This is a genomic window from Microbispora bryophytorum, from assembly GCF_006874465.1.
GTDB lineage: Bacteria > Actinomycetota > Actinomycetes > Streptosporangiales > Streptosporangiaceae > Microbispora > Microbispora bryophytorum.
In genome coordinates, this window is record NZ_VIRL01000003.1 from 522,416 (window position 1) to 543,516 (window position 21,101).

The 21,101-nt window shown below is 73.1% G+C and carries 18 protein-coding genes; 10 read left to right on the forward strand and 8 right to left on the reverse strand.

Annotated elements, in window-relative coordinates:
* Positions 1-54 precede the first annotated feature (54 nt).
* On the forward strand, positions 55-1,842 hold the full coding sequence (gene ggt, locus FLX07_RS09890; protein ID WP_142569763.1) for a gamma-glutamyltransferase: 1,788 nt from the start codon (positions 55-57) through the stop codon (positions 1,840-1,842).
* Between the two features lie 125 nt (positions 1,843-1,967).
* On the opposite strand, the gene FLX07_RS09895 is transcribed toward ggt, so the two are convergent.
* Both FLX07_RS09895 and FLX07_RS36380 read right to left on the reverse strand, forming a co-directional pair.
* Complete coding sequence (locus tag FLX07_RS09895) at positions 1,968-3,431, reverse strand: flavin-containing monooxygenase (RefSeq protein WP_142569764.1); 1,464 nt, start codon at positions 3,429-3,431, stop codon at positions 1,968-1,970.
* Between the two features lie 204 nt (positions 3,432-3,635).
* Positions 3,636-3,812 carry a hypothetical protein gene (locus FLX07_RS36380; protein WP_167748182.1) on the reverse strand — a complete coding sequence of 59 codons (177 nt, stop codon included), beginning with the start codon at positions 3,810-3,812 and terminating at the stop codon, positions 3,636-3,638.
* A 138-nt stretch (positions 3,813-3,950) separates the two neighbouring features.
* Between FLX07_RS36380 and FLX07_RS09900 the strand changes: the two genes are divergently transcribed.
* Complete coding sequence (locus tag FLX07_RS09900; protein WP_142569766.1) at positions 3,951-4,751, forward strand: SURF1 family protein; 801 nt, start codon at positions 3,951-3,953, stop codon at positions 4,749-4,751.
* Between the two features lie 68 nt (positions 4,752-4,819).
* Positions 4,820-5,140, forward strand: a complete 321-nt coding sequence (locus tag FLX07_RS09905) for a DUF3817 domain-containing protein (protein ID WP_142569768.1) — start codon at positions 4,820-4,822, stop codon at positions 5,138-5,140.
* A gap of 69 nt (positions 5,141-5,209) precedes the next feature.
* Here FLX07_RS09905 and FLX07_RS09910 read toward each other — a convergent pair whose 3' ends face one another.
* Together FLX07_RS09910 and FLX07_RS09915 are read right to left on the reverse strand one after the other, a co-directional pair.
* Positions 5,210-5,404 (reverse strand): hypothetical protein, encoded by a 195-nt coding sequence (locus FLX07_RS09910; protein ID WP_142562628.1) that lies wholly within the window; start codon positions 5,402-5,404, stop codon positions 5,210-5,212.
* A 291-nt stretch (positions 5,405-5,695) separates the two neighbouring features.
* Positions 5,696-6,289, reverse strand: coding sequence for a hemerythrin domain-containing protein (locus tag FLX07_RS09915; RefSeq protein WP_223853051.1), 594 nt, complete (start codon positions 6,287-6,289; stop codon positions 5,696-5,698).
* A 200-nt stretch (positions 6,290-6,489) separates the two neighbouring features.
* Here FLX07_RS09915 and FLX07_RS09920 point away from each other — a divergent pair, with 200 nt between their 5' ends.
* The 3 genes from FLX07_RS09920 to FLX07_RS09935 are packed head-to-tail and all read left to right on the forward strand — an operon-like array spanning position 6,490 to position 12,643.
* Positions 6,490-7,179 carry a response regulator transcription factor gene (locus FLX07_RS09920; protein WP_142569770.1) on the forward strand — a complete coding sequence of 230 codons (690 nt, stop codon included), beginning with the start codon at positions 6,490-6,492 and terminating at the stop codon, positions 7,177-7,179.
* A gap of 24 nt (positions 7,180-7,203) precedes the next feature.
* Complete coding sequence (locus tag FLX07_RS09930) at positions 7,204-11,073, forward strand: DUF4153 domain-containing protein (RefSeq protein WP_223853052.1); 3,870 nt, start codon at positions 7,204-7,206, stop codon at positions 11,071-11,073.
* Between the two features lie 13 nt (positions 11,074-11,086).
* Complete coding sequence (locus FLX07_RS09935; RefSeq protein ID WP_142569772.1) at positions 11,087-12,643, forward strand: N-acyl-D-amino-acid deacylase family protein; 1,557 nt, start codon at positions 11,087-11,089, stop codon at positions 12,641-12,643.
* 178 nt (positions 12,644-12,821) lie between these two features.
* On the opposite strand, the gene FLX07_RS09940 is transcribed toward FLX07_RS09935, so the two are convergent.
* Both FLX07_RS09940 and FLX07_RS09945 read right to left on the reverse strand, forming a co-directional pair.
* Positions 12,822-13,505: a response regulator gene (locus tag FLX07_RS09940; RefSeq protein ID WP_142569774.1), complete on the reverse strand. Its 684-nt coding sequence runs from the start codon at positions 13,503-13,505 to the stop codon at positions 12,822-12,824.
* A 4-nt stretch (positions 13,506-13,509) separates the two neighbouring features.
* A complete protein-coding gene (locus FLX07_RS09945) occupies positions 13,510-14,643 on the reverse strand; it encodes a sensor histidine kinase (protein ID WP_142569776.1) in 1,134 nt (377 codons plus the stop codon).
* Between the two features lie 229 nt (positions 14,644-14,872).
* Between FLX07_RS09945 and FLX07_RS09950 the strand changes: the two genes are divergently transcribed.
* Entirely contained in the window at positions 14,873-16,462 is a 1,590-nt protein-coding gene (locus FLX07_RS09950; protein WP_167748183.1) for a nitrilase-related carbon-nitrogen hydrolase, read from the forward strand.
* Between the two features lie 124 nt (positions 16,463-16,586).
* On the opposite strand, the gene FLX07_RS09955 is transcribed toward FLX07_RS09950, so the two are convergent.
* Both FLX07_RS09955 and FLX07_RS09960 read right to left on the reverse strand, forming a co-directional pair.
* Positions 16,587-17,453 carry an alpha/beta fold hydrolase gene (locus FLX07_RS09955; protein ID WP_142569779.1) on the reverse strand — a complete coding sequence of 289 codons (867 nt, stop codon included), beginning with the start codon at positions 17,451-17,453 and terminating at the stop codon, positions 16,587-16,589.
* A 137-nt stretch (positions 17,454-17,590) separates the two neighbouring features.
* Positions 17,591-18,295 carry a hypothetical protein gene (locus FLX07_RS09960; RefSeq protein ID WP_208762132.1) on the reverse strand — a complete coding sequence of 235 codons (705 nt, stop codon included), beginning with the start codon at positions 18,293-18,295 and terminating at the stop codon, positions 17,591-17,593.
* 198 nt (positions 18,296-18,493) lie between these two features.
* Here FLX07_RS09960 and FLX07_RS09965 point away from each other — a divergent pair, with 198 nt between their 5' ends.
* Genes FLX07_RS09965 through FLX07_RS09975 form a run of 3 tightly spaced genes read left to right on the forward strand, consistent with a single transcriptional unit; the run spans position 18,494 to position 21,079 of the window.
* Positions 18,494-19,651, forward strand: coding sequence for an alanine racemase (locus FLX07_RS09965; RefSeq protein WP_223853148.1), 1,158 nt, complete (start codon positions 18,494-18,496; stop codon positions 19,649-19,651).
* Positions 19,652-19,664: 13 nt separating this feature from the next.
* Positions 19,665-19,880, forward strand: a complete 216-nt coding sequence (locus FLX07_RS09970; RefSeq protein ID WP_142569783.1) for a RidA family protein — start codon at positions 19,665-19,667, stop codon at positions 19,878-19,880.
* 2 nt (positions 19,881-19,882) lie between these two features.
* Positions 19,883-21,079 (forward strand): hypothetical protein, encoded by a 1,197-nt coding sequence (locus tag FLX07_RS09975; protein WP_142569785.1) that lies wholly within the window; start codon positions 19,883-19,885, stop codon positions 21,077-21,079.
* Positions 21,080-21,101: the final 22 nt, after the last annotated feature.

Sequence of the window (21,101 nt, forward strand, 5' to 3'; positions counted from 1 at the left end):
CTACGTTGAGTCATGCTGGGGTAATCGGTCTGGTCGTGGTGGAGGTGCCGGGGCATGAGGAGCGTCGTCGTCGCGTCGTTGGGACTGGTCACGTTCGCGGGCTTCCTCGCGCCGTCCGTCCACGCCGCATCGGTGGGATCGGCGGCGGAGGTCAAGCGGCCGGTCGCGGAGGGGTACGGCGGGGCCGTGGCCACCGTGGACCTGGACGCGAGCAAGGCCGCGCTCTCGGTGTTGCGCCAGGGCGGCAACGCGATGGACGCGATGGTGGCGGGGGCGGCGGCGCTGGGCGTGACCGAGCCCTACTCGGCCGGGCTGGCCGGGGGCGGCTTCATCGTCTACTACGACGCCCGCAAGCGAAAGGTGACCACGATCGACGGGCGGGAGACCGCCCCGCGGGCGATGACCTCGACGGCGTTCGAGGGCATTCCGTTCGACGAGGCCGTCACCAGCGGGCTGTCGGTCGGCGTCCCGGGCAGCGTGGCGCAGTGGGACATGGCGCTGCGCCGGTACGGCACGATGCCGCTGCGGCAGGCGCTGCGCCCCGCGATCGAGATCGCGGAGAAGGGCTTCGTCGTCGACCAGACGTTCCGCGACCAGACGCAGCAGAACTCCGTCCGCTTCGCCGACTTCACCTCGACCGCCTCGCTCTACCTGCCGGGTGGGCAGCCGCCGCCGGTCGGCTCGGTCTTCCGCAATCCCGATCTCGCGCGCACCTACCGTGAGCTGGGCATCCGCGGCCCGGCCTGGTTGTACGGCGGCGCGCTCGGCCGGGAGATCGTCACCACCGTGAAGAAGCCGCCGGTGCGCAGGGGAACCACCAGGAACGTCAGGGCCGGCCTGATGGAGGTCTCCGACCTCAGCGCCTACCAGGCGATCGAACGGCCGCCCGCCAAGGTCACGTACAAGGGCCTCGACGTGTACGGCATGGCGCCGCCGTCGTCCGGGGGATCCACCGTGGGGGAGGCGCTGAATATCCTTGAGGCACTTCCGAAGATCGGCCCGCACGAATATCTGGAGGCGTCCCGGCTCGCCTTCGCCGACCGCAACGCCTACGTCGGCGACCCGGCGTCCGTGGGCGTGCCGCTGGATCAGCTGCTGTCCGACGGGTTCGCCAAGGAGCGCGCCTGCCTGATCGGCCCGCGGGCGATGGCGCACCCCGCCGCGCCGGGTTCGCCCGACGGCTCCTACGCGCCGTGCCCCTCGGCGATCCCGGGGGCGTCGGGGGCGTCGGAGGCGTCGGTCCCCGAGGACAAGGAGGGGCCGGAGACCACCCATCTCGTGGTGACCGACCGCTGGGGCGACGTGGCGGCCTACACCATCACGATCGAGCAGACCGGCGGCAGCGGGATCGTGGTGCCGGGGCGCGGCATCCTGCTCAACAACGAGCTGACCGACTTCACCTTCGGCCCGGCGCCGGGCGACCCCAACCTGCCCGCTCCCGGCAAGCGCCCGAGGTCGTCCATGGCTCCCACCATCGTGTTCAAGGACGGCAGGCCGCTGCTCGCCGTCGGCTCGCCCGGCGGCGCGACGATCATCACGACCGTGCTGCAGATCCTGGTGAACCGGCTCGACTTCGGCATGTCGCTCCCGGAGGCCGTGGCCGCGCCGCGCGCCTCGCAGCGCAACACCGCCGCCACCCAGGCCGAGCCCGCGTTCGCCGAGCGGTACGGCGCGGAGTTGACCGCGCTCGGTCACACGCTGACGAGCGTCCCCGGGTCGCCGGTGGGGGAGATCGGCGCGGCGACCGGCCTGGAGTTTCTGCGTAACGGGCGGGTCCAGGCGGTCGCCGAGCCCGGCAGGCGTGGTGGAGGCAGCGCTCTCGTGGTCAGTCCGCACCGCTGATTCGCTCAGCCCCGGTCGGCCTCCCCGGGTCAGCCCACCGCTCAGCCCACCGCTCAGCCCACCGCTCAGCCCCCCGGTCGGCCCCCAGCCGCCCCAACGGTCGGCGCCCCGGGTCGGCGCCTCGGTCAGGCCTGGGCGCCGATGAGCTCGTAGGCCGCCGGATTCACCTTCCGGGTCCGCGCCCAGTATTCGAAGGTGAAGCCGGGCCACAGGGTGCGGTTCCTGCCGTGCTCGTCGAGGTACCAGCTCGTGCAGCCGCCTGCGCTCCACACCAGCCGGTCGAGCCGCCGCTGCAGGCGGTCGTTGAAGGCCCGCTGCGCCGACGGCCGTACGTCCAGGGCCTTCGCCCTGGTCTTCGACAGCAGCCGCAGGCAGTCCATGACATACCGGACCTGCGACTCGATCATGAAGACGACCGAGGTGTGCCCGAGGCCGGTGTTGGGGCCGAGCAGGAAGAACAGGTTGGGGAAGCCCGCGACCGTGATCCCGTAGTAGGCCTCGATGCCGTCGCGCCACGCATCCTGGATCTTGACGCCGTTCCTGCCGACGATTCGCTGCGCGTCGAGGGAGTCGACCACCTGGAAGCCGGTGCCGTACACGATCGCGTCGACCTCGTGTTCGCGCCCCGCGGCGTCCACGACCGACCGCTCTGTGATCTCGGTGATCCCGTCGGTGACCAGCTCCACGTTGTCCCTGGTCAGCGCGGGATAGTAGTCGTCGGACTGCAGGATCCGCTTGCAGCCGATGGTGTAGTCGGGCGTCAGCTTCGCGCGCAGCCCGGGGTCGGGCACCTGCCGGGCCAGGTGCCGCTCGGCCATCGCCCGGTGGACCTTCATCAGCCGGGGATCGATCGTGAAGCCCACGGCACGGGTCTCCAGCAGCCAGTAGACGGCGTCGCGCAGCAGGCGGGCGCCGCCGGGCGTCTCCATGGCCCGCTTCAGCCGTCCGTCGATCGGCAGGTCCGGTCTGGGCTGGATCCACGGTGGGGTGCGCTGGAAGACGGTGAGCCGGCTCGCCTGCTCGGCGACGACCGGGACGAACTGGATCGCCGACGCGCCGGTGCCGACGACCGCGACGCGTTTGCCGTTCAGGTCCGCGGAGTGGTCCCACCGGGCGGAGTGGAACGCGGTGCCGGTGAAGCGCTCACGGCCGGGGATCTCGGGGAGCGACGGCACATGCAGGGCGCCGATGCCGGAGACGACGGCGTGGGTCTCGAAGGTCTGCCCGTCGCCGGTCGACACCCGCCACAGGGCCCGCTCGTCGTCGTACTCCAGCCCGCAGACCTCCGTGCCGAACCGCAGGTGGGGCTCCAGGCCGTACTTTCGGGCGCAGGCCCGCAGGTAGTCCCAGATCTCCTCCTGCGGGGAGAACAGTCGCGACCAGCCGGGGTTGAGCTCGAAGGAGAAGGAGTACAGCGGCGAGGGGACGTCGCAGGCGCAGCCGGGATAGGTGTTGTCCCGCCAGGTGCCGCCGAGCTCGTCGGCCTTCTCCAGAATCACGAAGTCGTGATAGCCGGCCTCTTTGAGCTTGATGGCCATGCACAGCCCGGCGAACCCGGAACCGATGATCGTGACGCCCGGACTGGGCATGCGTCCTCCCCGTCCTATTGGAAGATCTATCCAACGTATTCCGGCGCGTGGGCCGGGTCCAGTGGCCGGTGCGTCCGGCCGGAGCGGCCGGGGAGGTCCGTCATGGGGACGCCCTTGGCACCCCTCACTGTACGTACGCCGAGTCGTCGGCGGGCATGACAAAGCCGCCGACGGGCGCGGTCGTCGGCGGCTGGCACAGGTATGTCAGCGAACCAGCAGGTAGGCCACCACTGCGAGGATCACGACGACCGCCGCACCGGCGGCGATCCAGATCGGCAGGCGGGAGGACGGCTGCTCCGTGGAGGCCTCTGTGTCCTGCTGGTGCGCGAACGCCCGGAATGCCTGGGTGTTTCCGGCCGGGTCGATTTGAGGGTCGGACATGGGCATGACTCTAGCGACACATGGTGCGCCCTGGCTGTGATTTGTCGGACTTTGCCCTCTCCTGGTGGTGGCTTGGTGTTCCCCCGAGGCACCGGCGCGAATACCGGACCGGTGTGGGCGGCGGATAGCGTTGTATCCATGCTCCGCACCCTCCTGGCTCCCCGGCTGGTGGCCCTGCACCTGCTGGTCATCGGGGTGCTCGTGTCCTTCACCTTCCTCGGCCGCTGGCAACTCGGCGTCTTCGAGGCGTCGGGCGGCCCGCGACGGGCCCCCGACCCCGCGCCGGTGGCCGTCACCGAGCTGACCCAGGTGGGACAGCACATCGGCGGCACCGCGATCAGCCGCAGGGTGACCGCCACAGGGACCTACGACGCCGCGAACCAGCTGCTGGTGGCCGACCGGGTCGCGGACGTCGCCGCCCCCGGCGGCCGGGCGGCCAGGGGGAGCGGATTCTGGCTGCTCACGCCCCTGCGGCTCACGGACGGCACGGTCGTCTCCGTCGTACGCGGCTGGGTCCCCACGGTGGCTGATCCCGCCACGGCCGTGCCCGAGGGCACCGTCACTGTGATGGGCCGGCTGCGGCCGGCCGAGCAGACCGACGACGTGGTGCGCAGTGGGAATCTGCCACGTGGCCAGGTGGCGACGGTGTCGACGGCGGAGCTGATCAACGTGTGGCCGGAGGCGCGGGTGCGGGACGGGTTCCTCGTCGCGACCGCGCAGCAGCCGCCGTCCCGCGTCACGCCGGTGGCCGTGTCGGCGCCGACCGAAGGCGGCGGCTTCAACTGGCGCAACCTGGCCTACGCCCTCCAGTGGTGGATCTTCGCGCTGTTCGCCGTGTACATGTGGTTCCACTTCGTACGCGACGCCCTGCGCGGGCAGCGGGAGCGTAAGAGTGAGGAGCCGCAGCCCGCCGGGCCCGCCGCGCAGGTGGAGGCCTGAGCGGCCCTGGAGCCTGGACCACCAGGTGGCACGGATATCGTGTGGTGACCGTTTCCCCAGCAGAGGTAATGATCGACGTGGAATCCGCGCTCAACTTCTATCGCGTCATGGCGTACATCGTCGGCGTGATGCTGCTCGTGCTGTGTGCCGCCATGGTCGTCAAGTACGGCTTCGACAGCGACACCATGGTCGCGGTCGTCGGGCCGATCCACGGCTTCCTGTACATGATCTACCTCGTGGCCGCGATCAACCTGGGCCTGATCAAGGCCCGCTGGTCGGTGGGCTACCTGCTGCTGGTGCTCATCGCGGGGACGATCCCGTTCCTGTCCTTCGTCCTGGAGCGGAGCGTCACCGAGCGGGTCCGCAGGAGGATCGCCACCGCCTCCTGAGCATCGCGAAACGGCCGGGCGCCGCGACGGCCGCCCGGCCGGTGTTCCCTCGCGGGTCTTGGCGGGGTCTCAGCCGCCGATCTGGCGGCGGCGGATGCGCCGCAGCCGCGCCCGCTGCGACTCGTCGAGCATGAAGTAGGCGACGACCGGCGCACCCAGCGCGCCGATCGCGATCAGCCAGGCCAGGAGCGTCGGCACCGGAAGGATGAAGACCAGCACGGCCACCACCGCCGCGCCCACGTAGTACTTGCCCAGTGGCGACATCGTCAGGCCTTTCGCGTCGGGTCCCACGCGGGACGTCGTCCCGCGTCGCCTGGGAGAACGTCCGAAGTCCCGGCGGAGTTCCGCGAACGCCCGCGAGGAGACGGCGATCCCGGCCGGCGCCCTTTCGCGTCGCGGCGCCGCGGCGCCCGGGAGACGAGTGGCCGCCTCCGCCCGGCTCCGCGGCGCCGCGACGCTCTCCGCTCCGGTCTCCGGTCTCTGATCTCCGGCTGGGCCGCGCTCCCGACGTCGACGGGACGAACTCTGTTCCCGCACGGCGGCCCGCCCGCAGACTCAGCCTTCGCCGGACTCCGACTTGCCCATCGCCTTGCGGATCACGTCGCGAGCGCGATCCATCATCGCGATCGGCGTCCCCATCAGTACGTTCGCCGTCGCCGATTCGACCCCGGGGTGCGGGTGCGTGGGAGCCATCGCCTCGGCTGCCTTGACGCCGACGGCCATCGCCTTGCGCTCGCCCTCGGACGTGCTCGCCTTGAGCTCGGAGAACTCGTAGCGCTCCTCGGCGGCGGCGTGGGCGAACACGGCGGCCCGCAGCCTCTCCAACTCCTGGGAGAACTCCGGCGTCGTCACGTCCATGTCGTCGAGGCGGCTGAGCATCTCCTTCGCCTCTTCCTCCTCCTGGAGGCGGTTGTCCACGATCGTGTCACCGCCGACCAGCTTGCGCCGCGCGTAGGGGTGGACGATCTCCTCCTCCGCCGTCTCATGGACGGCGAGCAGGCGGACGAGGCGGCTGAACGCCTCCTTGCGCTGCTCCCCCTGGCATCTGTCGACCTCGTCGAACAACTCGCGGATGAGCACGTGCTGCTGTGTTAGGAGATCGATCACGTCGTTCTCCCGCATGGTCTCCGGCCTTGACTGGCGGTCCATAGCGCCTCCTATCTGGTCATATCGGGGCTACCCGCAACCGGGAAGCGAAACCCCTGACCTGCGGATCCGGCTCACAGAAGCGATGCCATGGTCCGCGGCGCCCCGGCGTGGGCGGCGTGGGCGGCGGATATTCACCGATGCACGGGATCTGCACACTTCCGGACGACAGCTCTGCACAGAGGGCATCTACGCTTCCCTCCATGGCTACCCCTCAGCAACGCCGCGTCCTGGTGGTGGAGGACGACGACACCATCGCGAACGCCGTACGGCTCCGCCTCGCGGCGGAGGGCTTCGACGTACGTGTCGAGGGCGACGGGGAGGGGGCGCTCGCCGCCTACGCGAAGGCGGAGCCCGACGTCGTCGTCCTCGACCGGCTGCTGCCGGGACTGGACGGGCTCGAGGTGTGCCGCAGGATGCAGGCCGCCCGGCCGGTTCCGGTGCTGATGCTCACCGCGCTCGGCGAGGAGACGGACGTGCTGGTCGGCCTGGGGGTGGGGGCCGACGACTACATCACCAAGCCGTTCAGCATGCGGGAACTCGTCGCGAGGATCCACGCGCTGCTGCGGCGGGTGGAGCGGGCCAGCCTGCTGGCTCACGAGGACACCGTGATCCGGGTGGGCGAGGTGGAGATCAACACGGCCGAGCGCCGCGTGTTCGTCCGCGGGGCCGAGGCCCAGCTCACCCGCACCGAGTTCGACCTGCTGCGGCGTCTCGCCGAGCGGCCCGGCCAGGTCTTCGAGCGCGAACGGCTGCTGTCGGACATCTGGGGCTTCTCCGAGGCCGCCGCGACCCGGACCGTGGACAGTCACGTCCGCGCGCTGCGCCGCAAGCTCGGCCCGGAGGTCGTCCGCACCGTCCATGGCGTGGGATACGCGCTCGTCCGTCCGTGACGCTTATTTAGGGAGAGCCAGGCGTTGAGGCCGCTCGACTTCCTCGGCAGGATCAAGGTCAAGCTCGGCATCGTGATCGTGCTCGCCGTGGTCGCGGCGTTCGTCGTCAACGAGGTCGGCATCACCTCCGGCCTGTCCCGGGACCTCAGGATCGCCATCGCCGTCGTGCTGGCGCTGATCATGGTGCAGCTCCTCGCCCGCGGCATGACCCGGCCGCTGCGCGAGATGGCCGCCGCCGCGCAGACGATCGCCAAGGGCCGCTACGGCCTGCGGGTGAGCGCGACCTCCCGGGACGAGGTGGGGGAGCTGGCGCGGGCCTTCAACGCCATGGCGGCCGACCTCGCCGAGGTCGATCGCCAACGGCGCGAACTCGTGGCCAACGTCAGCCACGAGCTGCGCACGCCGATCACCGGGTTGCAGGCCGTGCTGGAGAACATCGTGGACGGCGTCACGCCGCCCGACCTCGACACCCTGGGCACGGCCCTCGCCCAGACGCAGCGGCTCGGCCGCCTGGTGGCCCAGCTTCTCGACCTGTCGCGGCTCGACTCGGGGGCGCGGCTGATCGAGCCGGAGGAGCTGGACCTGGCGTCGTTGTGCCGGCAGGCCGTTTCGGAGGCGACTCTCGCGCGTGACGACGTGACGGTGTCGAGCGCGGTCACGCCGGGGACGGTGCTGTCCGCCGATGCGGCCCTGCTCGCCCAGGTGCTGGCCAATTTGCTCGACAACGCCGTACGGCACAGCCCGCCCGGCGGCACGGTCCGGGTCGAGGCGCGGCCGGCCGGGCCGAACCTGGAGATCAGCGTGACCGACGACGGCCCTGGCATCCCGGCGGCGGAGCGGGCCCGGGTGTTCGAACGCTTCTCGCGGCTCGATGCCGGACGGGCCGCCGACGCGGGCGGGGCCGGGCTCGGGCTCGCCATCGCCCAGGAGATCGTCGAATTGCACGGCGGGTCGATCGCGGTGACGGACCCGGTCCCCTCTGCGATCAACGCCGCGATGCGGGCCGCGATCACCACCGCGATCCCCGCCGCGGGACGGGCCGCAGGCGGAGGCCGGAGGACGGCCCCGGGGTGCCGGATGGTCGTCGTGCTGCCACGTCACGGGGAGGCCGCGGCCAGAGAGAGCACTGCCAGGGAGACCGTGGCCGGGGAGAGCACGCCCAGGGAGATCTCGGCCGGACTCGCCCTCACCGGAAGGGGACACATGGACGTCCGGAAAGCGGGCGCGGGCCGCACCGCCGGTCGGCCCGGCGGGAAGAACTCAGCCGGGGGCGACGGTGCCGAGCTGGAGGGTGCCGAGCTACGCGGTGCCGAGCTGCGCGGTGTCGAGCTCGGCGGTGATGGTGACGGTGCCGTGGACGGTGCCGACATCACCGAAGGCGCTCTCGTCGTGGCCGAAGAGCGGGGGGAGACCGGTGCCGTGCCCGCTCCGACAGGCGGCGGTGCGGAGCGGTACGCATGCGGCGCGCGGGACGAGGATGCCCGGCCGTCCGGGAGCTCGGACGGTGGTGAGCGATCGGAGGACAGCCCAGGGGAGAGGCCGGAGTCCGGCAGGCTGGAGTCGCTCGGGTCGGAGTCTCTTAGGTCGGAGTCCCTCCGCGAGGGCCAGACTCCGTCCCCGTGGGCCGAGAGCGCGCAGGCCGCCGCCGCCCGGATCGGTGACCAGGGCGTCTCTCCGGAGGGCATCGGTGCCGTCGGCGACGGCGAGGACCATGAGGAGTCCCGGCGGCCCGACCTCGTCCACGCACGAGCGGACCAGCAGTCCGCGGCCGCGTCGGCCGACGGTGCCGGCCCTCGGATGCCCGCGCCGCCCATGTCCCCATCGCCTATGCCCGGGTCGCCCGTGCCCGGGTCGCCCATGCCCATGTCACCTCCTGGCTACGACCGCGCCGGGCACCTGGCGCGGGTGGCGCTGGGGGCGGGCGTCGGCATGTTCGCCGGATTCCTCACCGGGCTGATCGTCTCGGTCATCCTCGGCCTGGGCGTCATGACGCTGCTGCTGTTCACCGTCGCCGGCACGATCGCGGGAATGATGCGCGGCTCGTCATCGGCCCACCGAGCCGCGACGGCGGGCGCGCCGCCGTCGCCCTGGCCCGCCCCCGGGCCGTCGCCCTGGCCCGCCCCCGGGCCGATGTCCGGGCCTGTTCCCGGGCCGATGTCCGGGCCTGTTCCCGGGCCGATGTCCGCGCCGGTGTCCGGGCCCACACGCGGGCCGATGCCTGCGCCGATGCCCGTGCCGGTCGCTCGTATGGGCTCCGCCGAGGCCGCGGCCCGGGGCGTGGGAGTCTCCCCGCCGCCCGCGGTGCTCACCACCCCGGCAGCCGCGGAGCAGCGGCCGGTCTCCCCGGAGCCGCCCGCGACCGGCCCGCAGGGGCCGGGGCGATATCCGCCGCCGCCCGCGTATGTGCCGCCGCCGCTGTTCCCGAGGCCGGAGCTGCCGGACGCGCCCCGGTGGCTGCTGCCCGCCGCCGCGGCGGCCGGCCTGGTCGCCGCCGTCGCGCTGCCGGACGCGTCGCCCGGACTGGGATTCGCGCTGACGGCGGTCGCGATGGGTGCGGCGGCGTTCCCGGCGGTGCTGCCGCTCCGGCGAGGACGGATCGCGCCGTGGACGGTGGCCTTCGGCCTCCTGGCGTACGCGCTGGTCTCCGTGGCGCTGTTCCGCGACGCCGACTGGCTGGTCGGGCCGGTGCTGCTGGCCGCGTTCGGAGTCGGGTCCCTCGCGGTGTCGGGCGGCGGGCGGGGATGGCTCGCGGTGATCAGGGGAGGGGTCTCGGTCCTGTTCGCGGTGCTGCCGTTGCCGTGGTTCCTGGCCGGGCCGCTCCGGACGCTGACGCGGCGGCGCCGGATGCTGCCCACGCTGGTCAGCGCCGTGGTGACCATCGTTCTGCTGGCCGTCTTCGGCCTGCTGTTCTCCTCCGCCGACGCCGTCTTCTCGGCATTCCTCACCGACCTGCTGCGCGCGCCGGAATGGGCGCGGAGCCTGCCCTACCGGGTCTTCGTGTTCTGCGTGTTCGCTGCGCTGGCAGGGGCGGCGGTGCTGGTGGGCCTGCGGCCGGTGGCCGAGCCCGCCGCACCCGATCTGCGGATGTCCCTCGGCCGCCAGGTCTGGGTGATCCCGCTGCTCGGGCTGAACCTGCTGTTCGCGGCGTTCGTGACCGTGCAGATCACGGTGTTGTTCGGCGGGAGCCGCAGGGTGCTGACGACGGCGGGCCTCACCTACGCGCAGTACGCGAGGTCGGGCTTCTTCGAACTCGTCACGGTCAGCCTCTTCGTGCTCGGCATCGTGGCGGGCGCGGTGGCCCTGCTGCGCCGCCAGAGCCGGGCCGACCGCTGGCTGCTCGCCGTGCTGCTCGGCCTGCTGTGCGCGTTCACGCTGGTCATCCTCGCCTCGGCGCTGCACCGGCTCGGCCTCTACACCGACGCGTACGGCCTGTCGCGGCTGCGCGCCTCGGTGGAGGCGACGATCTGGTGGCTCGCCGCGGTGTTCGTGCTGGTCCTGGCGGCGGGAGCGGTGCGCCTGTCCGGCGGCGGCACGTCCTGGTTCTTCCGCGCGCTCGTGCTGCTCACCGGGGTGTCGCTGCTGGCGTTCGCGGTGTGGGACCCCGACGCACGGGTGGCCGAGACCCAGCTGACGGTCCGGGGTGTGGAGCGGCTCGACCACGGCTACCTGAGCGAGCTGGGGGCGGAGGCCGTGCCGATCCTCGACCGCCTGCCCGAGCCGGACCGCAGCTGCGTGCTGAGCGACGTGGTGGCGGTCAACGACCTGTGGAGGCCGGACCCCTGGAACGGCTGGAACCTCGCCAGGGCCCGCGCCCGCGAGGTGCTGGAGCGGCGGCCCGTCGTGCGGACCGGCCACTGCCCCGTCTCGTCACGTGTGCCCGGCCCGCACGACTGATCTAATCGGGGAGGTGACCTTCGATATGCTGATCACCGGTGGCCGCGTCGTGGACGGCACCGGAGCCCCCGCGTTCGGCGCCGACGTCGGCGTGCGCGGGGGCCGGGTCGAAGCGGTGGGCCGACTCGGCGAGGCCGAGGCGGCGGTGCGGATCGACGCGGCGGGCAGACTCGTGCTGCCGGGCCTGGTCGACTGCCACGCGCACGGCGACGCGGCCGTGTTCGACCCGCTCGTGCAGCACGCCGCACTGCGGCAGGGGGTCACGACGTTCGTGCTGGGACAGGACGGGCTGTCGTTCGCGCCGGCCACCTCCCCGGCCGCCTTCGCGTACGCGAGCCGCTACTTCGCGGCGGTCAACGGCCCGCACCCGCACGTGGACGGGCCGGTGCGCGTCGCCGAACTGCTCGCCGGATACGACGGCGGGACCGCGCTCAACACCGTCTACCTGCTGCCGCACGCGACGATCCGATTCGACGCGATGGGCCCCGCGGAACGCGCCGCGGACGGCGACGAACTGCGCGCCATGCTGCGCGCGGTCGAGACGGGCCTGGCCGAAGGGGCGGCCGGACTGTCGTCGGGCCTGGAGTACGCCCCCGGCCGCTACGCCGACGCCGCCGAACTGGCGGCGTTGTGCGCACCGCTGGGCGGCCTGCCGTACGTGACCCACATGCGCGCCTACGGCGCGTCCGCGCAGGTGGGGATGACGGAGGTCGTGGAGATCGCCCAGCGGTCCGGCGCGGCCGTGCACGTCTCGCACCTCCACGGCCCGGCGTCCATCCTGCTGCCGCTGGTCGAGGACGCCCGGCGGCAGGACGTCGACCTGACCTTCGACACCTATCCCTACCTGCGCGCCAGCACGATCCTGGCGATGGTGACGCTGCCACCGTGGGTGCCCGCCGCCGACCCCGACCGCGCCGTGCTGATGCTGTCCGCAGAGCAGTCCTCCGAGCGGGACCGCCTCGCCGGGGAGTGGGCCGGACGCGACGACCTGTGGCCGCGGATCACCCTCTCGCACGCCCCCGGGTTCGAGTGGGCCGAGGGGATGACCCTGCCCGCCGCCGCGGCCGAGTACGGCGCCACCCCCGCGGAGTTCTGCCGGGTGCTCCTGGTGGAGACCCGGCTCCAGGCGGGCTGCGTGCAGGCCCGCCCCGACGAGGGCCCGGCGGGGGAGGAGTCGGTGCGCGCCGTCATGCGCGACCCCGGCCACACCGGCGGCTCCGACGGCATCTACGTGGGCGGCCATCCGCACCCGCGCGGCTTCGGCGCGTTCGCCCGCTACCTGGGCCGGCACGTGCGCGAACTCGGCGACCTCACCTGGGAACAGGCCGCCGTGCACCTGTCCTCACACCCGGCGCGCCGCTTCCGGCTGCCCGACCGCGGTCTCGTACGCCGTGGCCAGGTCGCGGACCTGGTCGTCGTCGACCCGGCCGCGGTGGCGGACACGGCGACCTACGACCGGCCCCGGTCGCTCGCCGTGGGCGTGGACGACGTGCTCGTCGGTGGTGTGCCGGTGCTGCGCTCCGGCGAACTCACCGGCGCCACCCCCGGCCGCGCGCTGCGCCCCGCCTGAAGGCCCGAGCGCGGCAGGGACCGGCAAGCGGGCCGGCGCCGTGCCCGGCATGGGAAGCCCGGGAGCGCCGCCGGTCCGCCGCCGGTTCGCCGCGCCTCAGCATGCCCGGCCCGCAGCCGCGGCGTACCCCTGGGCATGCGTACCCCTGGGCATGCGTGCCACTGGTCGGGCGCCGGGGTCATCGCCGCCGATCGGTGCGGAACCCGTCCTGGTCGCCGGCCACGACCAGGCCGGATTCGTACGCGAAGACGACGGCCTGCGCGCGGTCGCGCAGGTCCAGTTTCGTCAGCAGGTTGCTCACGTGACTCTTGACCGTGTGCTCGGTGACCACCAGATCCGCGGCGATCTCGGCGTTGGACCGGCCGCGTGCGAGCAGCCGCAGCGTGTCCATCTCCCGGTCGGTCAGCTCACCGAGTCGCTGCCGCAGCCCGGGCCGGGCATGTCCGCGCCCGACGAAGTCGGCGATCAGGCGCCGGGTGATCGCGGGTGCCAGCAGCGACTCCCCCGTGGCGATCAGGCGGACGGCGCGTGCGAGGTCGTCCCGCCGTACGTCCTTGAGCAGGAAGCCGCTGGCCCCGGCGCGCAGGGCGTCGTAGACGTACTCGTCGGCGTCGTACATCGTCAGGACCAGCACCTTCGCGTCGGTCCTGCGGCACACCTGTGCGGTGGCCTCCACACCGTCCAGGCCGGGCATCCGGATGTCCATGAGCACCACGTCCGGCTCCAGTTCGACCGCCTTCGCGACGGCCTCGGCGCCGTCGGCCGCCTCGCCGACCACGGTGATGTCGTCGTGGGCGTCGAGGATCATCGCGAAGCCGCCGCGGAACAGGTCCTGGTCGTCGGCGACGAGTACGCGCAGCATGCCGTCAGCCGATCGGCAGGGTCGCGGTGACGGTGAGACCCGGGTTTCCCGGCCGGACGGCGAGCCGGCCGCCGCACGCCGTGACCCGCTCCCGCATCCCGATCATGCCGTGTCCTTCCCGTAGCTCCCGCGCTCCCCGGCCGTCGTCGGCGACCTCGACGTCCAGGGTGTCACCGGACCAGCGGAGCCCTACCCGGACGGTGCTCGCTCCGGCATGCCGGATCGTGTTGGTCAGCGCCTCCTGGATGATCCGGTACGCGGCGATGTCCACGTCGGAGGGAAGGCGCCGCGGCTCGCCACGCACGTCGGCGCGGACGTCTAGGCCCGCCCGGCGGGCGTTGTCCAACAGGCCGGGCAGGGCGTCAAGCCCCGGCTGCGGCCCCCGGGCCGGAGCCGGGCCGCCGAGCGCCTCGCTTCCGCGCAGCGCGCCGAGGATCAGGCGGAGCTGGCCGATCGCGTCCCGCCCGGCCGCCGCGATCGCCTCGAAGACCGCCTCGGCCTTCTCCGGATGATCGCGCGCCACCAGCGGCCCGGTCTCCGCCTGGATCACCATGAGGCCGACCGAGTGGGTCACGATGTCGTGCATGTCGCGGGCGATCCGGGTGCGCTCGCGTGCTACCGCGGCGGCGCGTTCCTCGCGGATGCGGGCCTCGCGCTCCCGTTCCGCGTCCCGGCCGGCCCGCCGGGCCCGTGCGCCCACGCCGAGGGCGTACGCGGCGACGATCGCGGTGAGGAGGTAACGGTAGGTCTCCAGATTCTCGTGCGGGACGACGAGCGACACGGCCACGCCGGCGACGAGACCCGCGATGCCCACGGCGCGCCGCGCCCGGGAGAGATTCGTTTCCGCGAACGTGTAGGTGCACACCAGCACGCCGTATGGCAGCAGCAGCACCAGAGCCCCGGAGTGGGGCAGCGACTTCGCCGTGATCGCCATGAGCGTCGTGGCGCACCCCACGACCGCCCCGACGGAGAGGATGGCGCGGCGCCGCCACAGCACGGGCACCGACATCAGGGCGGCGAGCGCCACGGCCCACCACGGCTGCGGGTGAGGGACGAGGACGGGCGTCACCGTCATCACGGTGACGACGGCGGCGATCGTGACGTCGGCCCTTGATGGACTGAAAATGCTCGCCCGCATGACCGGCTCCGGGGTTGTCGGAGGGAACCCGGCAAGACTATGCGCGCGCCACCCTCCCACGCCTCCGCCGTTCGGCTGACGGCCGTCTCACTCCTTCGAGTGAAACCCGGTGCCACGAGTCTCCGAGCGGTCCCGGTCCCTGCGAGTGGTGCCCGGATCGCTCCCGCCGGTGATGTGCGTCCAGGCCGGAGCCGGGAGGGTCGGGGCGACTGGAGAAGGAGGCTGCACGATGCACTCACCGATTCGGCGTCCGGCCGTGGCGCTCGCCGCCACGGCGCTGTCGGCGACGCTGTTCCATTTCGGCACCGGGCTCACGCCGGTGCCCTGGCTGACCTGGCTCGCACCGCTGCCGGTGCTCGTCCTCGCTCACCGTGTCGGCGCCCGGGCCGCGTTCCTCGCGGCGTCGGCCGCCTGGCTCGGCGGTCAGACGATGATGTGGGGCTACTTCCTCGACACCGTGCAAATCCCGCCGCCGATGGTCGTGTCGCTGATCATCGGGTCGGCGCTGCTGTTCGGGCTGATCGTCCTGTTGTCGCGGGCGCTGCTGCTGAGGGGGCGTCCGCTGACGGCCGTCGCCGTCGTGCCGGCGGCCTGGGTCGCCGTCGAGTACGCGTTCTCGGTGCTGTCGCCGAACGGGGCGTGGTGGAGCCTGGCCTACACCCAGGCCGGCGTCCTTCCGGTCCTGCAGACCGCCTCGGTCACCGGGCCGTGGGGAATCACCTTCCTGCTCCTCGGGGTTCCCGCGGCCATCGCCGCGGTCCTCGCGCCGCGGGCGCCAGGCCGGGAGGCAGGCCGGGAGGCAGGCCGGGAGGCAGAGCGGGAGACAGGGCGCGCAGGGCGGCTGCGGGTGGCGGTCACCGCCGTGACCGTCCTGACCCTGGCGCTGGGCTACGGCGCCTGGCGGCTGCGCTCGCCGTACGGTGAGAGCTCGGAGAAGGTGGCGCTGCTCGCCACCGACCGGGACGGCTGGGTCCCCGTCGCCTCGGCGGAGGGACGTGCCCTGCTCGGGCAGTACACGGCGCGGATTCCGGGCCTCGCCGCGCGCGGCGCGCGGGTCGTGGTCATGCCGGAGAAGGTCTTCGTCGCCGACGACGCGACGCTGCCCGTCCTGGCGGCGCCGCTGGCGCGGCTGGCCGCCGACCACCACGTCGACATCATCGTCGGGCTGATCCTCAAGCGGTCCGGCAGCCTCCGCAACGCCGCCGTCGACTTCCCCGCAGACGGGAGCCGGCCGGTCGAGTATTTCAAGCACCACCTCATCCCCGGACTGGAAAGCGACTTCCAGCCCGGCAACCGCAAGGCCTTCGTGCCCGGTTCCGGCTCCCGCTGGGGGATCGCGATCTGTTTCGACCTGGACCTGCCCGGCCTGGTGCGCGACTACCGCAGGAGCGGCGCCACGACGCTCTTCGTGCCCGCCTGGGACTTCGACCGGGACCGCTGGCTGCACGGCAGGATGGCGGTCACCCGGGGTGTCGAGACCGGGCTCACCGTGGCGCGCGCGGCGCGGGACGGCGACCTGGTCGTGAGCGACGCCTTCGGCCGGATCCGGATGGAGGCGCACAGCGCGGACGCGCCGCTCGTGTCCGCCCTCACCGCGCTGCCCACCGGCTCGGCCGATACGCCCTACACACGGTTCGGCGACTGGTTCGCCTGGGCCTGCGCGCTCCTGCTGTTGCTCGCATTCGCGTCTGCGGTCCGCGCCCGGAGTGCCGCAGGCGCTGGGGGCGCTGCGGGCGCCCGGCGTGCGACAGACACCGGGGGCGCTGAGGGTGCTGAGGGTGCGGCAGGCGACCGGCGCGCGCCGGCCGCACACGCCTGAAACCTTCGCGCCCCCGGCTCGACCAGCACCGGCCTGGCCGCGCACAGCCGTGGGTCGCGCACAGCCCATGCACGGGCGTGCCCGGGGGCGCGTCGCCCGGGTCCGGGTCGACGGGCTCGCCGGCCTACTCGGCCAGGACCTGGCGCAGCGTGACGGCGAAGTTGTCCGGATCGCCCGGCATGCCGAACGTGTCGTCGAGGAACCCGCCGTGGTTGCTGGGGAAGATCACGGGCTTGGTACCGAGCCGCTCGGCGACCGCCTCACCCGCGCGGCGGGCCAGTTGGCCCTCCGACTCGACGCCGACGCCGACGACGACGCGGGTCGGAGCCGCGCGGAGCGCGTCGAAGTCGGGCTCGTAGTGCGTGCAGGTCATGAGGTTCTGCTCGAACAGCACGTCGCCGCGCGCACCGTCGTCCTCCGTCGGCAGCCCGAACTCGGCCGGGCTCCGCATGGGCCGATCGGCGAAGTCCGCCGGGATCTCGCCCTGGTGGCCGGTGACCGCGATGAACTTCATCATCGCCGGGCCGAAACCCTCCCGGTCGTAGGTCCGCCGGATGTCCGCCACGGCGGCCAGCGCCTGCTCCCGGTCCGGCAGCGTCTGGGCGGCGGGCGGCTCGTGCGCCACGAGCGTGCGCACTTGTTCCGGGTGCCGGGCGACGAGCGCGAGCCCGTTGACCGCGCCTCCGCTGCTGGCGAAGATGTCCACCGGCCCGCCTCCGAGCGCGTCGATCAGCCGATGCAGGTCGTCGGCGTGCAGGCCGGGGGTGGACTCGGCGGCGCCGTCGGTCCGCGTGCTCCGGTCGCTTCCGCGCGGGTCGTAGGTGACCACCGTACGGTCCTGGAAGTGCCGCGCCAGGGCGGCGAACCCGGCGGCGCCCATCGGCGATCCGATCAGCAGCAGGATCGGCTCGGTGGTCGCCCCGGCCTCGCGCACGTCGTAGTGGAGAACGCAGCCGGGCACCTCAAGGGTGTGGGTCCTGGGCTCGATCATGGGAGCGCTCCTCTGTCTGAACTGCGAACCACGGAGCCCGGTGAGGGCGGTCACACCCTATCTCGAACGTGTCATCGAATGCGGGCCGACTCGCGGAACCGGTGGCCGCGATGTGACCCGCCGCCGTCCGGCCGTCGTCACACCGCCGTACGCGCCTGTTCCACCTGCCGCGCGATGCCCAGAGCCCCGCTCGCCTCCGCGAGCGCGGCCGCCTCGTCGAGCAGGCGCAGGGCGTCGTCCCGGCGGTCCTCGGCGGCGGCGATGTAGGCCAGCCCGACCAGGTTGGCGGCGACGCCCGCGTCGAAACCGAGCTCCCGGCGCAGCCGGACCGATTCCTCCAGCCGTTCCCGCGCCGCCTCCAGCCGCCCGGCCCCGTGCTCGGCGATGCCCAGATGCCTGAGCGCGTAGGACATGGTCAGCCGGTCGCCGGCCTTCGCCGCGAGCTCGTACGACCGCCGCAGCGCGGGCCCGGCCGCCTCGTCGTCGTGCCGCACGACCTGGTGGAAACAGCCGGTCCAGAAGAGCGCCTCGCCCTCGCCGCGCTCGTCGCCGAGCCGCCGATAGAGATCGGCGGCCCGCTCGAACAGATCGAGCTCGCGGGGGTCCTCCTCGTGGTGTTCGAGGAACCGCGCGTGGGCGATCCGGCCGCGGGCCAGCGCGAGCCCGGCCTCGACCACGCCGACGTCCTGTCCGGTTCCCGCCGTGGCCAGGTCGGCTTCCACCCCGTCCAGCTCCCGGTCGGCCTCGGTGAGAGCCGAGGCGTCACCGCCGAAGACCGCCTGCTCGTAGAGGGTTCCGGCCCGTTCGAGTCGTACGTCGCCGCGCATCCCGGCCCCTATCATGATCATCACGCTGTGAGGTCGCGAGTCTACCTCCGAGGCGGTGGTCCAGTACGATCCACAAGGTGGTCTGAACCGGGACAACGAGGGGGCGGCGTGGGTTTCGCGGACAGCCCCCCGCAGGACGGCGCATGGGGCAACCCGCCGACGCCGCCACGAGGGCTCCCGGAGATCGCCGTCGACGCGCGTACGCGCGGTTTCCTGTGGCCGGGCGAGCCGATCGGCGGACGGGAGTTCGCCGAGGCCCGGCACTCCCTGTTCGACGGGGCGTTCACCTGGCCGGTGATGACGGCACGGCGCTCGGCCCTCGACCACAACATCGCGACGCTGGCGCGCTTCGCCGACCGGCACGGCCTGGCCTTCGCGCCGCACGCCAAGACCACGATGTCGCCGCAGCTCGTCCGCGCCCAGCTCGACGCCGGAGCGTGGGGGATCAGCGCCGCCACGCCGGGGCAGGTGCTCGCCCTCCGCTCCTTCGGCGTCCCCCGCGTGCTGCTGGCCAACGAGATCTTCGACCGCGGCGCGCTGCGCCTGCTGGCCGGCGAGATCGGGTGCTTCGACTTCCTCTGCTACGCCGACTCGGTCGAGGGCGTGCGGGTGCTCGACGAGATGGCCGGCGACGTGCCGTTCCGCGTGCTGGTCGAGCTGGGCCACCCGGGTGGCCGGACCGGCTGCCGCGGCCAGGACGAGCTGCTGGCGGTGGCCCGCGCGGTGCGGGAGGCTCAGGGGACCGAGCTGGCCGGGGTCGCCGGCTACGAGGGGACCCACCACGAGGCCGCCGAGGTGCGCGGGTTCCTGCGCGACCTGGCCCGCGCGGCCCGGACGCTCGCTCCGCAGACGGCCGGCCCCATGGTGGTCTCCGCCGGGGGCAGCTCGTGGTTCGACCTGGTGGCCGAGGAGCTCGCGCCGCTGACCGGGGAGCCGGGCGTCACCGTGGTGCTGCGCAGCGGCGCCTACATCGCCCACGACGACGGCTACTACGCCGAGCACACGCCGTACAACCGGCTGGAGGGCGAGCTGCGACCGGCGCTGGAGGTCTGGGCCCAGGTCCTGTCCGTGCCCGAGCCAGGTCTCGTGCTGGCCGGCATGGGGAAGCGGGACGTTCCCCACGACATCCACCTGCCGTTTCCCAGGGCCGTGCGGCGCGGCGGCCGGGGTCCGGCCGAGCCGCTGACCGGGGTGACGGTCGTCAAGGTGCAGGACCAGCACGCCTATCTCGACGGCGACGCCGGACTGCGCCCGGGAGACCTGGTGTCGTTCGGGCTGTCCCATCCGTGTACGGCCTTCGACAAATGGCGCGTCATCCCCGTGGTGGACGACGACGACATCGTGATCGATCTGATCAATACGTGTTTCTGATGGAGCGGTGACAATGGCTGGCAAGCAGGAGATCCGTACGACCGCGGGGGCCCCGCCGATCGGCGCGTACTCCCAGGGGCTCGTGGTGGGCGACAGGGAGGACTTCGCCGCGTCCAACGAGGTCTACCAGTCCTACTTCACCCGGCCCTCCCCGGTGCGCACCACCGTGGGCTCTGATCTCATGGACATCCTCGTCGAGATCGACGTCGTGGCGTACGCGGGCCGCTGACGATGGACAGCGCCCTGTACGTCTTCGTCGAGGACCTGCGCGCCGAGGGAGTGCGGGGGCTGCTCGACCGGGCCTCGGCGTACGGCGTGCGAGGCGTCGCGGTGGCCGCCGCCTACCACCAGGCCAGGGACGTGACGCCGCACGGCGCGTCGCGGCTGACGCTGCGCCGCGACGGCGTGCACTTCCCGCCTCCGGACGACCTGTTCGACGGGCTGCGCCTGACCCCGCCCGTGCAGCCGGGGGCGCAGGACCGGCCGCTCGACGAGCTGCGCCGCGCCTGCGCGGACCGGGGGATGCGGCTGCACGGCTGGGCCGTGTTCCTGCACAACGCCACCCTCGGCCTGGCCCACCCCGACGTGACGGTGGAGAACTGCTTCGGCGACCGCGGCTCCCCGGCCGACCTGTGCCCTTCGCATCCCGACGTGCGGGCGTACGCGGTGGCGCTGGCCCGGGCCGTCGCCCGGCAGGGGGTGGACACGGTCGTCGCGGAGTCGCTGCACTTCGGGGCCTTCGCCTACGAGCGGTGCGTCGTGGCGCTCGGCCCGATGGACGCCTTCCTGTTCGGCCTGTGCTTCTGCGCCCACTGCATGCGCCGGGCCGCCGACCTCGGGGTGAACGCCGAGGTGGCCAGGCAGGAGTGCGCCAGGATCGTCGGAGGCGTGCTCGACGGCGACCCTCCCGCGGAGGGCGAGGTCACGCGGGCGGCCCTGACGGCCTACGCCGGCCCGGAGACGGTGGCGTACGCGCGGGCCCGTTCCGAGAGCGTCACGTCACTGGTGGGCGAGGTCGCGGCGGCGGTGACGGCCGAAGGCGCGCGGCTGACGTTCATGGACGCGACGGGCGCGGCCAAGGGCCACGCCCACGGGCTGCCCTCCGCGGCTCTGGCCGCGCACGACTCCTGGCAGCTCGGGATCGACCTGGTGGCGCTCGGCGACCTGGTCCCGTCGTTCGCGGTCCTCGGGTATGCCAGGGACCCCGCCCGGGTGGCCGACGACGTCGCGGCCTACCGGCGCTCGGTGGGCAAGAACCCGGAGCTGCGGGTCGTGCTGCGCCCGGGCGCCCCGGACACCGACTCCGCCGACCGGCTGGCCGCCAAGGTGCGCGTGGCCCGTACGGCCGGGGCCGGGGCCGCCGACTTCTACGCGTACGGCCTGGCGCCCTTCGAGGCGCTCGGCCGCATCACCGACGCGCTCGCCTGAGCATGTCGTCGCCTGCCGCCCC

What these genes read in the sequence shown, in the direction of transcription:
- ggt (WP_142569763.1), top strand. Translation starts at nt 55, where the DNA reads ATGAGGAGCGTCGTCGTCGCGTCGTTGGGACTGGTCACGTTCGCGGGC.
- FLX07_RS09895 (WP_142569764.1), bottom strand. Translation starts at nt 3,431, where the DNA reads ATGCCCAGTCCGGGCGTCACGATCATCGGTTCCGGGTTCGCCGGGCTG.
- FLX07_RS36380 (WP_167748182.1), bottom strand. Translation starts at nt 3,812, where the DNA reads ATGTCCGACCCTCAAATCGACCCGGCCGGAAACACCCAGGCATTCCGG.
- FLX07_RS09900 (WP_142569766.1), top strand. Translation starts at nt 3,951, where the DNA reads ATGCTCCGCACCCTCCTGGCTCCCCGGCTGGTGGCCCTGCACCTGCTG.
- FLX07_RS09905 (WP_142569768.1), top strand. Translation starts at nt 4,820, where the DNA reads ATGATCGACGTGGAATCCGCGCTCAACTTCTATCGCGTCATGGCGTAC.
- FLX07_RS09910 (WP_142562628.1), bottom strand. Translation starts at nt 5,404, where the DNA reads ATGTCGCCACTGGGCAAGTACTACGTGGGCGCGGCGGTGGTGGCCGTG.
- FLX07_RS09915 (WP_223853051.1), bottom strand. Translation starts at nt 6,289, where the DNA reads ATGGACCGCCAGTCAAGGCCGGAGACCATGCGGGAGAACGACGTGATC.
- FLX07_RS09920 (WP_142569770.1), top strand. Translation starts at nt 6,490, where the DNA reads ATGGCTACCCCTCAGCAACGCCGCGTCCTGGTGGTGGAGGACGACGAC.
- FLX07_RS09940 (WP_142569774.1), bottom strand. Translation starts at nt 13,505, where the DNA reads ATGCTGCGCGTACTCGTCGCCGACGACCAGGACCTGTTCCGCGGCGGC.
- FLX07_RS09945 (WP_142569776.1), bottom strand. Translation starts at nt 14,643, where the DNA reads ATGCGGGCGAGCATTTTCAGTCCATCAAGGGCCGACGTCACGATCGCC.
- FLX07_RS09950 (WP_167748183.1), top strand. Translation starts at nt 14,873, where the DNA reads ATGCACTCACCGATTCGGCGTCCGGCCGTGGCGCTCGCCGCCACGGCG.
- FLX07_RS09955 (WP_142569779.1), bottom strand. Translation starts at nt 17,453, where the DNA reads ATGATCGAGCCCAGGACCCACACCCTTGAGGTGCCCGGCTGCGTTCTC.
- FLX07_RS09960 (WP_208762132.1), bottom strand. Translation starts at nt 18,295, where the DNA reads ATGATAGGGGCCGGGATGCGCGGCGACGTACGACTCGAACGGGCCGGA.
- FLX07_RS09970 (WP_142569783.1), top strand. Translation starts at nt 19,665, where the DNA reads ATGGCTGGCAAGCAGGAGATCCGTACGACCGCGGGGGCCCCGCCGATC.
- FLX07_RS09975 (WP_142569785.1), top strand. Translation starts at nt 19,883, where the DNA reads ATGGACAGCGCCCTGTACGTCTTCGTCGAGGACCTGCGCGCCGAGGGA.